Below are 15,763 nucleotides of genomic sequence, written 5' to 3'. Positions count from 1 at the left end.
ATTTAATCATAAGGGTTAAAAGTTCCGTTGTCCCAGCCTTGTGTTTGCTCTAGTTTCGAATTACTTTCTATATGTTGATTAGGGATTGCATAAAAATAGTAGTTCTCTCTAAAATTAATATCGAACTTTTGATCTAAGGCAATTTTCTCATCTACAAAATATTTAAAATAATCTGTATTAATATCCAAGCCATCTTTCACTTTATCAAACTCCGCTTGCGAGACTAACAACCGAGGCATCAGAGCATGCCTTTTCGTACCGTTCAACTCTGTAGTAAAAAGCTTTCTCCTTCGCAAATCCCAATAACGCTTACCTTCATAAGCAAACTCAATTTTTCGTTCCAACATAATCATTTTTATCATTTCGGTTTTCCCCACTCCTATCTTTAAACCATACATAACGTCATTACCAGCTAATATACCTGCACGTTCACGTATTTTCTTCAACATCTCATAAGCAACTTCAAGCTTGCCCACTTCTGCTGCTGCCTCTGCGTAATTCAACATAACTTCCGCAAATCGTAACTCAATCCAATCCGTACTGCTTCTTTCTGTTAAATATGGAGTATAATCCAAGTTTATAGCTTTTCTACAATAAAACCCTGATGTTGTTGGATTTTGTGTAGAATGCCCCGCATATGTCCATTGCTTTCTACCCTTTTTTCCACTCAATTCCCACAAAACACCGTTGTGTGCAATCGTAGCGGCAAAACGTGGATCTCTATTTTTCCAATAAAACTGAGCGTCATAATCTGCCGATTCTTCTATAGTTTCCCCATCAATCATCGGGTAAGAATTAACCATCTCAAGAGTAGGCTGATTTGCGCCTGAATAGTTTTGTGCTTCTGATAATGGCCTTGTAGCTGCATCCCAAGTATGTGTAACTGACGGTTCTTGATACCTTTTAACAAAAAGCACCTCTTTATTCATCTCGTCAAACCATATATTTTCGTAACTAGGATGCAAAGCATGTCCATTTGCACTTATTTCATGAAAAGCAGTCTCATTCGCCACAAAAGCTTCTTCCCATCTTTTCAACTCATTATTTGGATTAAACTGAGGGCTAGCGTAATATAGAAGAACTCTCCCCTTTAATGCAAGAGCCGTTGCTTTGGTAAAACGTCCCTCATCATTCCCCGACCAAGACCAAGGCAATGCTACTAAAGCATCGTCCAAATCTTTAACAATAAGCGCTATAGATTCTGAAGTTTTATTACGTGACACATACAAATCATCATTCAATCCTTGTACTGACATTAGCATAGGTATACCACCGTATTGTCTCACCATTTGAAAATAACGCCAAGCACGTAATATTAAAGCTTGTGCAGAAAGCTCTTCTTGTGTAGCTTTATCTATTAAACCTGTACTTACGTTCTCTATAAAAAGATTAATATTCCGTATTTGTGTATAGTTCCAAGTATCTATAGACGTACTAGTAAGCTGGCCATACATTATAGCATCACCACCTCCTGCCTCATCAGAGTCTCCCGCAATACTTGCATTCCAATCTGGTAGGTTGTCATTATATAATTTATTAAGGTATGCTGATGCATACAACGGATCATTCCAAACGTCACGCTCTGTAACTGCACTTAAGTCTGTTTTATCCAATGCATCAATACAACCGAATAAAAACAAAGCAGATAATCCAATTAAAATATACCGAGTTAGCATAATGGTTATTATAAAGTTAAAAACTAAGGTTCACGCCTAAAGAATAGGACTTCATCATGGGATAGGCCATAATACTTTCATTTTCTGGATCATACGCTTTAATCCTATCTTGTAATAAAAATAGATTTGTACCCATAAAAAACATTTTCAATTCAGTATTACCAGATTTTGATAACAGTGTTTTTGGAAATGTATAGGAAATATTTAGATTTTTCAATCTTAAGAAAGATGTGTTTTGTATCCAAAACGTAGAAGGCACATCAGCCCCATTATTTGACCCCGCGCGAGGAAAAGCAGCTTCAACATTATCAGTTGTCCAATAATCTTTTACGTATGCATAACCAGCAGCTTCTATATCTCCCCATTCAGTACGTTGATCATAAAATCTCTCGCCCCCCGCTCTTCCTTGAAAATATAAATCTAAACTAAAAGTTTTCCAAGAAGCCCCCATAAAGAAACCATAATTAATAGGAGCTCTGGTATGTTTGATCACCCAATCTTGGTCATTTACATCTATTTTTCCATCAGGTGTGTCAGAATCTACTCCTCGTAAATCACGATAGTTAAGCATCCCAAGCTCAGGCTTCATTCCAAAAATTGTATAACCCTCTGGCAAAGCATCCAAATCCGCCTGGCTTCTTATAATATCAGTCGCTACATATCCCATTTGTCTGTCTGTATTGAACCCCAATTCTGAACGGTAAACTCTAATATTCTCAGCTTCATCTTTCTCTATCAATTTATTTTTTGCGTAAGCAAAGTTTCCACCAATACGATACTTAATATGCTCTCCAATTTTATCCTGAAACGACAATTCAGCCTCCATGCCAATAGTATTAATTTTAGCATAATTCTCTGCAGGCATATTAGCTCCAAAAGTAGTTGGTAAGCTTGCAAGACGGTTTCCTAAAATATCATAGGTATGCCTATAAAAACCTCCTACACCGATAGACAAGCGATTATTCAAAGTCTGAAAATCCAAGCCATAATCATATGACAATGACTTTTCCCAAGTAATTACGCGGTTTGGCATTACATCTGCGTAAACCCCATCCATAAGAGCTCCAAAATAAGCTCCATTTGCAAACTTATAACGTTGCATCCATTGCCACCCTCCTACCGCATCATTGCCTAACAGACCTATTGATCCTCTTAATTTCATGCCATCAATAGATGGAAAATATTCCTTAAAGAAGCCTTCTTCTGATATACGCCAGGCTCCCGATGCCGATGGAAAAAAACCCCAACGATGTCCTGGTGCAAAATTTACAGAACCATCATAACGAAAAGATGTTTCTAAAATATATTTGTTATCATAAGTATACCCTAAACGTCCAACATAAGATATACGTCCAAACTCTGACCCACTACCATTTAGTGATGAATTTTTAGGGTCAGCGCTACCTGCAAAAAGCTGATCAACAGTTGATGATATAAAATAATTACGCTGTCCGTCAAACCAATCATTTTCACCTTCAGCTTGCTCATATACAAATAAACCACTAAAGTCATGTTTACCAAACCTATTATTATAAGTCAGCATAGCGTTGAATTGATAGTTACCACTTCGATTGTACTTCTCATATAAAAAATCTCCATCATCACGAATTTTACGATCTAAAAGTTGATCTGTTGGTATATGATTATTAGTTCCTGTGGTTCCAAAAATAAAAAGGGGATACGGACGATTAAATTGCTTGATAAACTCATGCCTATCATATTTATTATAAGTCAGTTTAGCTTCAAGTCCTTTTACAAATGGAATCTTATATGTTAATCCTAAATTGACCTCATAATTAGAGTAGCGCTTTCTATTATACCCAGTTTTTCCTTCAATTACTTCCAATGGATGCCAAGCAATAAATGTCCCATTAGGCATGCCATTAATATATGGCTCGAAAAGACTACGACGAAGTAAACCATTATAAAGATTAGACATATTCTCTGCATCGTTATCCCATTTCCAATAAGGTTTATTATCGTCTCTAGAGTCCAAATTAAAACCTAAAGAAGCTGTCAAGTAATCATTTATTGCAGCCTCGACGTTACTTCTAAAACTATATTTATCAAATTCTAGATTTTTAAAAGTACCCGTCTCATTATAGTGACTTCCTGCTAAAAAATATTTTACTTTTTCTGTTCCTCCACTTACATTTACAGAATTTCGGACAATAATTGGAGTCTTCCAGGCCTGTTCTAACCAGTTGTATCCAGGATTCTCTTTAAAGTATGCTAATTCATCCTCCGCATAATAACGACTATCACCTAGTGGAACAAGTTCATTTATATACCTCTGGTTTGCATAGATAGCCTGTTCGTATGCATTAAACATTTCAGGAATCTTAGTTGCATCTGCTATCCCTACAGATCCAGAATAATTAATACGAGGCTTGCCAATTTTCCCTTTTTTTGTGCTTACAAGAACTACTCCATTCGCTGCGCGGGATCCGTAAATTGCAGAAGAAGCTCCGTCCTTTAAAACAGACAAATTCTCTACCTCTGTTGGGTCTAAGGCATCAAATGCAAATTTATCTCTGATCACACCATCAATAACGTATAGTGGCTCAGTATTATTCCAAGTACCCTCTGCTCGAATAGAAAGTGACGAACTACCGCCTGGTTTACCTGAATTCTGACTTATATTAACACCCGATAATCGACCTGCTAGTACAGCTGTTAAATTTGATGCCGGCACATCTTCTATAGTTTTGGCATCAACAGCAGCAATGGCTCCCGTCAAACTACCCTTCTTCTGCGTACCATAACCGACAACAACGACCGCATCCAAGTCGCTACTAAATTCCTTCATTTTTATCAGCATAGACACCCCTGAAGTAACTATAACTTCCTGTGTATCGTAACCGATAAACGACACTACCAAAGTGGCTTTGGCGTCGTCGACCGTTAAAGTGAATTTACCGTCTTGTCCTGTCATGGTGCTTTTCGAACTGGTTTTATGCTTAATCGTAGCTCCTACAATAGCGTTCCCATGTTCGTCTACAACACGCCCTGAAACTTCAATATCCGCCTGACTATTTGTTAATGTTACAGATATATTATCAGCAGTTTGCTCTTTATTAGTAACAACAATAGACCTAGACTTAATACTAAAATTTAGATCTTGGGTTTCAAAAATTTCATCTAATACAAGCTTAATATCGGTATCATTTACGTTAATTGTAACGGGTTTGGCACGCTCAAGAGACCGTTGTGTAACCAAAAAATCATAACCAGTTTGTTTTCGTATTTTTTCAAAAACTTCACTTAAAGATGTTTTACGTTCTGATAGAGTGACTTTTTGTGCAAACACCTCTGCTTTTACCTGCAGCAGCATAATGAGCAACAATAAGATAGTCAGTTTCATAACCAACAGAATTTTAATAACGCCTCTTGACCAAGGACGTAGATTTTGTCCTAAAATTTCATACATTTGAATTAATGGATTAGTGCGATGGCCACAATCCTAGATTGGATAATGAGCCATAACGGTTTGTATAATCTGATTAGTAAAAAATTAAGCCATCACAAACACCGCCAGGATTCAGGTTAGAGCGGATCCTGGCGCTTTTTGGGATGGAATATGTAAAACTTATTCCATAACAGTAAGCCTCCTTCCTTCAATTTTAAAACGAAGCACTTTGGTAGCTTCTAACATTCCCAAAACTTCATGAATACTCTTCGTACGCTCAATGGTACCATTGAACTTCTCATCAGTAACACGGCCTGTAAATACAACATCAACATCATACCAACGCGCTATCTGTTGCATAACAGTTTTTATATTATCATTTCGAAAACGAAAATATCCATTCTTCCAAGACATGACAGCCTCCAAATCGGCATTACGGACACGTATACCTGGCCTGTCTTTAACACTACGAGCTTGCTGTCCTACATGCAATAGGGCATTCTCACCTGCATGGGCAACTTTCACTTTCCCTTCAAGCAAGGTTGTTTCTACTACAGCTTCATCAGTATATGCACTAACATTAAAATGTGTACCTAGCACTTCGATAGTTTGATAATCTGTTAAAACTTTAAAAGGTGCTTTTGTATCAGGCGCTACTTCAAAATAAGCTTCGCCCGTCAGGTGAACCTTACGTTCATTCGTAGCAAAAGCCAGTGGAAATGTCAATGACGAACCTGTATTTACCCATACAGAGGTGCCGTCGGGCAAGCGAACTCGGTAAGTTTCTCCATTAACCGTTGAGATAGTATTATTAATATTTGGTGCCGAGGAGTTATTGGTTTGCTCGTAAATGATTTCGCCGTTTGCAAGCTTCGTTATTACAAGTCCGCCATCAAGCGCTATCTCACCTATGCCTACTTCTGATAGATTTATTTTATTGCCATTAGCTAAAGTAAGTGTACCGCCTGCATGTGCAGGCTTTATCAAAGCATCTTCATGCTGTACAGCAGTTTCAAAAGCAGCAGTGTCTACACTTTTATTAAGAAACACTAGAAGTGACACACTAGCAAGAAGTAAAATAGCAGCAGCGCTTATCCATCTGATATTGAAAAATCGTGTACTACTTTTCTTGTCCTCAGAATCTATTTTAAGGAATATCTTATCATGCATCCGGTCGTGGATAGACTCTAAATTATGATCATAGATATAAGGAAGTTCGATTTTGTCATCATCAAAAGATTGGTACCAACGGTCAAAATAAGCTCGTTCCTCAGCGGAAGCCACACCTTGCTCTAACTTATAGGCAATCTTTAATAATACTTCTTTATCGTAATGATTCTTCATCTATACCTTGGTTGTACTACTATAGTCCGAAAAAAAAGTATCAACCCTTAGTGCAAATGAAAATAAATTAGATAATACAGTAAACGTACAGAACTGCTGTTACAAAAAAAGATGTATAAGAATGGGAGGAATCATGGCTAAATCACTCCGTAAGCTTTTAATAGCTTTAGTGATATGTGCTTCTACCGTTTTCTCTGAAACACCTAAGTCACTTGCTATTTGTTTATTGGTCATGTTATCTTCTCGGCTCATTAAAAAAACAATCCGACATTTTTCAGGCAATCGTTCAACCGCTTCAGCAACCTTCTCTAGAAGTTCTTTCTCTAGGACATAAGCATCAGCCGAAGGCGATTCACTAGGGAGGAAATAAATAAAATCATCACCTAGTTTTCGTCGATAGATTTTATCCATTTGTTTTATAACCTGATATTTAACGGCAACCGCTAAATAAGTAGAGACAGCATTGCTTAGCACCAATGCATGACGCCGTTTCCAGAGGCTTAAAAATACATTTTGTACACATTCCTCTGCTATTTCTAAATTATCCAAACGATTCAGCGCTACAACGAGCATTTTATCCCAGTAGCGGGAATAGAGAGCGGATAGAGCTTTCTGCTGATTAGCTTTTAACAAGCCAATCAATTCCTCATCAGAATATTTACTATACACACTCATGCTATATTTAACCTCTGGTAATTATACGGTTATTAAAACAGGTTTAAACTTTTGCAAACTTAATAATATTTTTTTTATAATAAATATAACGGCTTAGCACAGGTATAAATCTAAACTTAGATGCGAAATTCATATTAAAAAAACTTTCATCGAATAAGCCTATTTAAAAAATCACCATAAAAAGGCTTTTTTAAATGTAAAAGGGACATTAATCATCCATTCTATTGCTCAATAACTCCTATTTAATCTTAAAATAAGCGCAGATAAAGCTCATAAGGGGTGGACATCGGGGGGACAAATGGGGTAAACAGCTAAAAAAACTGTTTTTTATAACAAACAAGTCCTAATTTAGCGTTTCAGCTATATGCAAGATTGGAAAATAATTATTTTCTACCTATGAAATATTCATGTTTAGCAAAACGCAAGCGCCATGAGTATTGCATATAACCGTTAAAGAAAAATATCGATATGAAATACAACCAAAAATCAATTGCATTGGGCATTTTAGCAACCCTAGCAATAGTCGTAGGCTTCGTTTCCTGCAGTAAAGACAAAGAAAACAACCCCGGTCCTGAAATGAAATCGGTGATCCATATTGTTGGTCACGACTCTGATTATAACACCTTAGAAAGCCTTTATTGGAAGGATGGAACACAGAGCCTATTGGGAACTGAAGACGGAGGTGGATACGCAGATGGTATAATAGCTGATGGTACTGACATCTATGTAACAGGAGATAGATTTGACGAGCAAACAACTGTTGTTTATTGGAAAAATGGTATTCAGGCGGATTTGACAGAGCTCAGAAAAAAGTATATAATTGCTAAAATAACAATCGAAAGTGGTAGCACCTATATGGCCGGCATCGATAAAACTGAGAAGCGTGTTCCTTTATTTTGGAAAAACAATGAAACCCCTATTCCTTTAGAACTCCCGGAGAACTCATCCATTCGAGATATTATGGGCATAGAAGTGATAGGAGATAACTGTTATGTATTGGGTGCAATTTTTAACAAGGATAAACTTCTCAGAATGATACTTTGGAAAAATGGTAAAGCCCTACAAATAATAGATGGGACAGATCATACAGGGAAGTCTCGTCTTTATAAACATGATAACAACATATTTATACTGGGAGAAGAGAATCTAGATGATAATCTTACCCCTACTCCAACTGTATGGAATAAAGATGGCCAGGCTACTCGCTTTCAGCATGAAGAAGAGGGTATAGTAGTAAGAAGAATGATTACAGATGGGGGAGACTTGCATACTGTGGGATTTAAGTTCGATAATGAATATATAAAAGCAACCTATTGGAAAAATGGAAAAGAAGTATGGTCTTCGACTGACGAAGGTCATTCTGACGCAATGGACATAGCCATAGATGGTGAAGATATATATATAGCGGGGCATATAAACGAAATACCCACTCTATGGAAAAACGGTAAACCTACAGCCCTGAGTACAATAAGTGGCATGGCTTATCGTCTCCTTATCACGAAGGAGCCTGTAAAGGAATAAAGACAATTTTGTAGTAACTAAACTTCTAGGAATAGATAATAAAATAGCTTAGGGAGCTTGGTATCTCTCTAAGCTACATTTTTTATATGTGCTACCTACTGGCTATCCTCCTCATTTATTAATAATAACACAAAAAGTGAGCAGAATTAGAACTCCTTATTAACAAGTACTAATTATCACTCCTGATATTTTTAAAATGTATCCCTGCAACATTTTAAAACATTATATTTAATATAACTATTTATACAATTAGAAAGTTGTTTTTTCTAACAGTACCAAGTAAAATGAAGCAAAAAAGTAAAATTACAATTATTCAGACAGCGGATATACATGCTTATCTAAACCCACATACCGAGTTGTTTGTCGAAAACGACAATATAGTTTTCAGGTCTGCTGGCGGACTTGCGCACATCAAAACTTTGACAGATAAAATTAGAAGCGAGAATCCTGAAGGAACAATTTTCGTTGATGGAGGTGATTTTTTCCAAGGCAGTGGAGAGAGTGTGTTATCGAAAGGAAAAATATTCCCCCCACTTGTGTGCGCTATGAACTATGATCTGCTGATACCTGGAAACTGGGAAGTAGTTTATGGTAAACAGGTTATGCTCGACCTGATGAATAGCTATAGCACGAATGTTATTGTTGCTAACATGTTTCATGAAGACACCAATGAGCCAATTTACCCACCATATTGGATGACCGAGAAAGCTGGTGTTAAACTAGGGTTTATAGCCTATAATGACCCCGAAATTCCGGAACGCCAAAATCCTGCCTACAGCAAAGGCCTAAAATTCACGAAAGTGGAGGATAATTTAAAACAACTTGTCCAAAAACTAAAAGTAGAACATCAGGTGGATATTCTCTTTCTAATCACCCATATCGGCATCTCTAAGCAGTTATTATTGGCAGATAACCCGGCTACTGAAGGCGTAGATTTCATACTGGGAAATGATACACATGAACGAATCCGCAAGCCTATAGTTGGAAAATATGCTCAAGTTGTGGAGCCTGGCGCATTCGGTTCTTTCATTGGAAGACTAGATATAGAATGGGTAAATAACAAGATAGAAAAATATACATATGAACTCACAGAGGTCAACCCTACTAAGTATAAAGCGGATGAAACAATACAAAAACTAGTAGACGACGCACAGGAACAATATAAAGAGAAAATGCAAAGGGTATTAGGCTATACGACTACCCCCCTATATCGATATCTTGTTGTAGAAAACCCAATGGACAATATGATTACTGATGCATTACTCTGGAAAACAGGCGCAGACTTTGCTGCCTCAAATGGTTTTCGTTTTGGTGTTCCGATTGTGCCTGATGCGACCGGCAGACAGGCAATTACTATAGCTGACTTATGGCGCATGTTACCAACAGACGAATACATGAAAATTGGTGAGGTTACAGGGCAACAAATAAAAGATTGGTTAGAAAAAGAAATTAATAACGTTTTTGCCGCAAACCCTACCGAACGGTTTGGGGGATGGTTAGTACGTTTCTCTGGCTTAACACTCAAGTTTGACAGCTCAAAAACAATGGGAAACAGAATTGTGGAATTAAAAATACAAGGGACAGATCTAGATATAAGTAAAAACTACCGTATGGCTGCCTGCAATCGGACAGGCGAACCGGAACATATTTTATGTAGACTACGCAATGCAAAAAATGTTAAAATCAAAGATTATACCTTACATGAAGCAATTAGCGCCTATCTTCAAGAGAAAGAAACCGTCAGTCCGCATATTGATGGACGAGCTATAGCTATAGACCTCGGAGTTAATAGCTTTTCGAAGATACCGGAAAAAGACTATTTCTTCAGATAGAAGCTGCTACTTTTAAATAATATTCTTGGAATGCTAAATATCGCTGACCGTAATTAGTGTCTATTCGGGAGACGAAGAAGATAAAAAGCTATAAAAACACAACGTTCAAAGGATGAGGCGCAATTTATAATTTAAAAGCATCACATAAACCTCGAAAGTAAAGTAGTAAAATCGTAAAGAATGCTGGCTATTGATTATAATTAGCCAAATAAAAACGCAGCAAACAAAATATGTTGCTGCGTTCCAATAGGATATAAAAGCTATTATCGGAATAACTTTATTTAATAACCACTATTCTGATGTAGTGTATTTTTACTATTATCTATAACGGATTGCGGAATAGGCCATAATTCATTTTTACCTTCCTCAAATACTCTGTTTTCTATAAAGAAACGGTCAGTCAAAGATGAATAGGTTACTTTTCCTGTTTCTGTATCTACAGTTCCTTTTGATAGGCCACCATAAACAGGACCATTCATTACATCCTTAGCAATGCCCCAGCGTATAATATCAAAATGTCGACGACCTTCACCAGCTAGTTCTACACGTAACTCCCGGCGTACCAAATCACGCAATTTATTTTGAGAACTATAGACTGCCTGATTAACCTTTGGCATATTCACTCTCTGGCGAACAAGATCGATGTTTTTATACACTTCATTATCAATCTGGTTAAGCTCTATCCGTGCTTCCGCATTTAATAGAAGTACTTCCGCATAACGCATCACAATAATATTTGTACCTACATCCCATATGTCGCCATACCTTTTAGGATCCTGTATATATTTTTTATAGTTATAACTTGTACTCGAACTATTATCCGAACCCTGCGGGTGAGCCTTAGAGTTTTCATTGATAGAATCGAAGTAAGCCCCCGCATAAAGTGCCCCTGGGTATACAATTGTTGCAGCTAGACGTGGGTCACGGTTATGATGCGGTTGGGCAGGATTATGATTACTACCGCTTTCCGTAATGGTATAGCCTTCAATGGTTTCGTAGGCATCTACTAAACTTTGAGTAGGCACAATAGAACTCCACCCCCCTAATGTCACAGGCAACATAATTCCTAAACTTGTGTAGCCCTGCGATTTAGCAATATATTGAATATCCGCAATCACTTCCCCATTGTTTTCATTAGCTTCTTCAAAAAGCTCAGCATAATCATTAAACAGACTGTATTGGCCCAAAGCAATTATTTCGTCTGTGGTTTTCTTAACCTCTTCATGCTTGTTTTGAAACGCATACGCACGAGCTAAAAAGCCTAAAGCGGCACCTTTAGACATACGTCCTTTGTCAGCATTACCGTATACCTCAGGCAATAGATCCGCAGCAGCACGCAACTCATCCTCAACAAACTTAAACACCTCACTGCGCTTACTTGCCTTTATAAATGACTCTTCTGGAGTTGTTGTTTCGGTAATGATCGGCACATCACCAAATAGTATAGCCATATCTAAATAGCGATAGGCTCGTATAGTACGTACTTCTCCCATTAAACGTTCTCGCAAACTTTCTTCAATAGGTGCTTTTCCTATATTTTCAAGAATCCAATTCGCACGTCTGATGTGCTCATATGTATACCTATCTTTAGCATTTCCGGCATCAGTGGGTGTAGCTGTTCCATTCCCAAGAGCTTGAAAATTCTCCCATGGAAAATCACTACGTGAATTGTCAGATACGCAATCCATGTAAAATATTTGGCTACCGTTTTCCCACCCATTATACAACCCAGTAACTGCATATAAAGTCTCATCTTCTGTATTCCAGAAGTTGTTTTCTGTCGTTGCATCCAGGGGAAACTGATCTAGTTTTTGGCAAGAGGAAAATGCAAGTAGCAATCCTAGTGCAGAGCATATATATAAGTTTTTCATTGTTTTTTCAATTAAAAATTAACGTTTAGTCCGAACACATTTGTTTTTACTTGCGGGTAATAATTCCCTCTATTCCCTGCTGGAGCTTCAGGATCAAAGCCATCTAAGAAACTAGTTATGGTAAATAAATTTTGTCCGCTATAATATACTTTTGCTCCTTTTATGCCTACTCTATTTAAGAAAGATTGAGGCAAATTATAACCAACTGTTATATTTTTCATGCGCAGGTAGGATGCATTTTTCAACCAAAAATCAGACGGATTACTGCTCGGCGAATTTTGAGACCACGAGGTTAACGCTCTCGGCATTGCTCCGTTCGGGTTAAGATCTGGATGGAAACGATCTGAATATATTGTAGTAGGTTTTTCAGAAGCAGATATGCCGCCGATAGCCTCGCCCCACATGTATCCTTTCACATCCGCAGCACCTTGGAAAAACACACTCATTTCAAAGTTTTTATAAGAAGCATTGGCCGTCAAACCAAAAACATATTTAGGATCCGGGGAACCTAAATATACTCGGTCGTTACCGTCTATCTTATTATCTCCATTTTGGTCTTTATAGATCAAATCTCCAGCACCGACATTATTTGTCACGCCTTTGACACCACTGTTTTTATACTCTTCGTCAGAACGATAAATTCCTAAAGTTTCGTATCCGTAAAAAGCACGAATGGGTAAACCCTGCTGGTATACATAAAAATCGCCATAAGGCTCTGCGGCATTACTTGCCCATTTTTTGATTTTATTATTGATATATGTCCCATTGGCTCCAATAGAATAAGCAAAATCACCTATATTATTACGGTAATTAATCTGTAATTCTACACCATTATTTTGCACAGTACCCGCATTTACTACTGGCGCAGGCAAGCCATACAACGTCGACACAGGAAGCTCTAGCAGCACCTCATCTGTTTTCCTGTCAAAATAATCGACAACAAAGCCCCAGTTTTTATGTAAATCTAAATCCAAGCCTATATTCATGCTTGTGGTTGATTCCCATTGTAATAAAGGGTTAGCTGAGGCAGTAATTGCGCCACCAGATTGTAACTTCCCGCCAAAAGAATAGTTTTGCGGACTGAGATAAAACAAACCGGGGTAGTACTTATCATCGCGCGGATAACTATTATCAGACGTAACAGCTAACTGCTGGTTTCCTAATTTTCCCCATCCTCCGCGTAACTTAAACTCTGAAAACACGTTTGCTAAGCCTGAATTCTGAAAGAAAGATTCTTGCGACACTCTCCAGCCCCCTGAAAAAGAAGGGAAGGTACTCCACCTGTTTTTTCCGATAAAACGAGATGTACCGTCATGACGGACATTAACCTCGAGCAGGTATTTATCAGCAAATGCATAATTGATACGGCCAAACCAAGATCTTAAAATTAAATTTTTAGCTCCTCCATTGGCTTGTTGCCCATCAGGATCTCCCAAATCAAGCTCGGACAAATCTGTTGATAAAAAATTCTGTCTATAAGCTTTTGTAAAGTCTGCCCGGAACGTTTCATCCATAAATCCAGCTAGTGCATTAAAGTTATGATTGCCGAATGACTTATCGTAAGTAAGCAAAGACTGCAATGTCAAACGCTCTGTTTGAAAGTTATCGACAGTCAATTTTGTAGGTCCTTGTGAGCTGGTAGGCTTCCCGGTTTCATTATCGTAATATTGTATCTTCTTCACAAACTTAGACGATACGTTATCGATAGGTTGAAAACCAACGACCTGTTTAAACTTTAAACCTTTAAGTATCTCAAACTCTCCTGATAAATTTATCTGGGTGTGCTTATGGGTCATGTTATCTATAGACTGCATGTCTAACCAAGCAATTGGGTTACCATCACTATAATAGCCGTAATAACCATTACTATACTGATAAGGAATAAATGACGGAATACGATTTACTTGACGGAATATCTGCGCCATGTCACTGGTGTAAGGATTCAGTGGCTCCGCTATTTTCTGATAATTATAAGCTAAGCCCATATCTAGCTTTAAACGATCACCAACTTTAGCCCCAATGTTTGTGCGTAGGTTATAACGATCAGAGCTGGCCACCTTAATAACTCCTTCTTGTTCTAACCAACCTGCTGAAGCCATGTAATTCATTGTTTCAGTAGCCCCAGAAACTTGAAAATTATGCGTTTGCTGAAAACCACTTCCTTGATACAATAAATCTTGCCAGTCTGTATTTGGATATTTATCAAGATCTGAACCAGCTTTAAATCCATCCAAATCTGCCTGACTAAAGCGAGGCGTACTTCCTTCATTGATTAAAGCTTCATTTAAGAGAAAAGCATGGTCATAAGATTCCATATACTTAGGAAGGCGAGTGGGGTCTTGCCAACCAGCATAACCAGAATATGTTAACTGAGGTTTCCCAACTTTACCTCGCTTAGTCGTAATAAGAATAACACCGTTTGCAGCTTTTGATCCATATATAGCCGCACTAGGTCCATCTTTTAGTACGGATATGTTTTCAATGTCATTCGGGTTAATGTTATTCATCGAACTCTCTATTCCGTCGACAATAACTAAAGGGTTCGCATTATTGATCGTACCTAACCCTCTTATTCTTATTGTTCCACCATCTTTTCCTGGCTGTCCGGAATTTTGCGTAACAGTTACACCAGCAAACTTGCCCTGTATGGCCGAGGACGTATTGGTAACAGGTCTATCTTGTAAATCTTTACTTGATATACTTTGGACAGCTCCCGTTAAATTGACTTTTTTCTGCGTACCAAAACCAACAACAACAACTTCATCCAGATAGGCTAAATCCTCTTCTAAGATAATATCCAGATTAGAAGAATTTGCTAAAACCGTTTGGGTAATATAGCCTATATAACTAATTTCCAAAACAGCAGTTGTACCCGATGTCTTTATTTCAAACGTTCCGTACTCATCTGTGCTCGTTCCACGTGGTGAGTCTCGCTCAACCACACTAACCCCTGAAAGAGGAATACCTTCACTGTTTACTATAGTACCACGTACTGTATAATCCTGCTGTCTTTTCTCAATTGGGGAAATAACAACTTGATTTTTATCCATCGGTCGTATTGTTAACCCCGATTTACGAAGTACAGGCATCAACACTTCAGTCCAAGGTTTGTTAGAAACTTCTATTGAAGCTATATGATGGTCTGTAATTAGATTGTCTAAATACACAAATTTAATACTTGTCTGTTTTTCGATAGACTTGATTACATCTTTTAAAGAAGCATCAGATAATCGTAAAGAAACTTTCTCCTGCGCAAATGAGTTGCTTGCAGCAACTGGCATCGAAAATGCTAGAATAATACAGGTGATAAGCTTTATCATCAATAGGCTTTTAATAGGAATGGGAACATAATTCTTCCCCTGTCCGGTTTTTAAATTAATTTGCATAAATTTGATTTAATAGTCATTATTGAAGAGCCTAACTTTCTCAGGGCTT

The 15,763-nt window shown here is 37.7% G+C and carries 8 protein-coding genes; 2 read left to right on the top strand and 6 right to left on the bottom strand.

Going from position 1 to position 15,763, the window contains the following annotated elements:
• Positions 1–2: 2 nt before the first annotated feature.
• The 4 genes from ORI89_RS10135 to ORI89_RS10120 all read right to left on the bottom strand — a co-directional run bounded on the left by ORI89_RS10135 (position 3) and on the right by ORI89_RS10120 (position 7,098).
• The gene (locus ORI89_RS10135; RefSeq protein ID WP_268230361.1) at positions 3–1,676 is read right to left on the bottom strand and encodes a RagB/SusD family nutrient uptake outer membrane protein; all 1,674 of its coding nucleotides are present in this window, start codon (positions 1,674–1,676) and stop codon (positions 3–5) included.
• 16 nt (positions 1,677–1,692) lie between these two features.
• Positions 1,693–5,106 carry a TonB-dependent receptor gene (locus tag ORI89_RS10130; protein WP_268230360.1) on the bottom strand — a complete coding sequence of 1,138 codons (3,414 nt, stop codon included), beginning with the start codon at positions 5,104–5,106 and terminating at the stop codon, positions 1,693–1,695.
• 159 nt (positions 5,107–5,265) lie between these two features.
• Positions 5,266–6,429, bottom strand: coding sequence for a FecR family protein (locus ORI89_RS10125; protein ID WP_268230359.1), 1,164 nt, complete (start codon positions 6,427–6,429; stop codon positions 5,266–5,268).
• 99 nt (positions 6,430–6,528) lie between these two features.
• Positions 6,529–7,098: an RNA polymerase sigma factor gene (locus ORI89_RS10120; RefSeq protein ID WP_268230358.1), complete on the bottom strand. Its 570-nt coding sequence runs from the start codon at positions 7,096–7,098 to the stop codon at positions 6,529–6,531.
• A 474-nt stretch (positions 7,099–7,572) separates the two neighbouring features.
• Here ORI89_RS10120 and ORI89_RS10115 point away from each other — a divergent pair, with 474 nt between their 5' ends.
• Entirely contained in the window at positions 7,573–8,625 is a 1,053-nt protein-coding gene (locus ORI89_RS10115; RefSeq protein WP_268230357.1) for a hypothetical protein, read from the top strand.
• A gap of 284 nt (positions 8,626–8,909) precedes the next feature.
• Positions 8,910–10,457 carry a bifunctional metallophosphatase/5'-nucleotidase gene (locus tag ORI89_RS10110; RefSeq protein WP_268230356.1) on the top strand — a complete coding sequence of 516 codons (1,548 nt, stop codon included), beginning with the start codon at positions 8,910–8,912 and terminating at the stop codon, positions 10,455–10,457.
• Between the two features lie 281 nt (positions 10,458–10,738).
• Here ORI89_RS10110 and ORI89_RS10105 read toward each other — a convergent pair whose 3' ends face one another.
• Together ORI89_RS10105 and ORI89_RS10100 are read right to left on the bottom strand one after the other, a co-directional pair.
• Positions 10,739–12,328 carry a RagB/SusD family nutrient uptake outer membrane protein gene (locus tag ORI89_RS10105; RefSeq protein ID WP_268230355.1) on the bottom strand — a complete coding sequence of 530 codons (1,590 nt, stop codon included), beginning with the start codon at positions 12,326–12,328 and terminating at the stop codon, positions 10,739–10,741.
• A gap of 11 nt (positions 12,329–12,339) precedes the next feature.
• A complete protein-coding gene (locus tag ORI89_RS10100; protein WP_268230354.1) occupies positions 12,340–15,714 on the bottom strand; it encodes a SusC/RagA family TonB-linked outer membrane protein in 3,375 nt (1,124 codons plus the stop codon).
• Between the last annotated feature and the right edge of the window lie 49 nt (positions 15,715–15,763).

The organism is Sphingobacterium sp. UT-1RO-CII-1 (assembly GCF_026711005.1).
Lineage (GTDB): Bacteria > Bacteroidota > Bacteroidia > Sphingobacteriales > Sphingobacteriaceae > Sphingobacterium.
Note: the sequence above shows the minus strand (reverse complement) of the source record. Positions and strands in the feature narration are given on the sequence as shown.

Coding starts and splice junctions, on each gene's coding strand:
- ORI89_RS10135 (WP_268230361.1), bottom strand. CDS start 1,676: ATGCTAACTCGGTATATTTTAATTGGATTATCTGCTTTGTTTTTATTC.
- ORI89_RS10130 (WP_268230360.1), bottom strand. CDS start 5,106: ATGTATGAAATTTTAGGACAAAATCTACGTCCTTGGTCAAGAGGCGTT.
- ORI89_RS10125 (WP_268230359.1), bottom strand. CDS start 6,429: ATGAAGAATCATTACGATAAAGAAGTATTATTAAAGATTGCCTATAAG.
- ORI89_RS10115 (WP_268230357.1), top strand. CDS start 7,573: ATGAAATACAACCAAAAATCAATTGCATTGGGCATTTTAGCAACCCTA.
- ORI89_RS10110 (WP_268230356.1), top strand. CDS start 8,910: ATGAAGCAAAAAAGTAAAATTACAATTATTCAGACAGCGGATATACAT.
- ORI89_RS10105 (WP_268230355.1), bottom strand. CDS start 12,328: ATGAAAAACTTATATATATGCTCTGCACTAGGATTGCTACTTGCATTT.
- ORI89_RS10100 (WP_268230354.1), bottom strand. CDS start 15,714: ATGCAAATTAATTTAAAAACCGGACAGGGGAAGAATTATGTTCCCATT.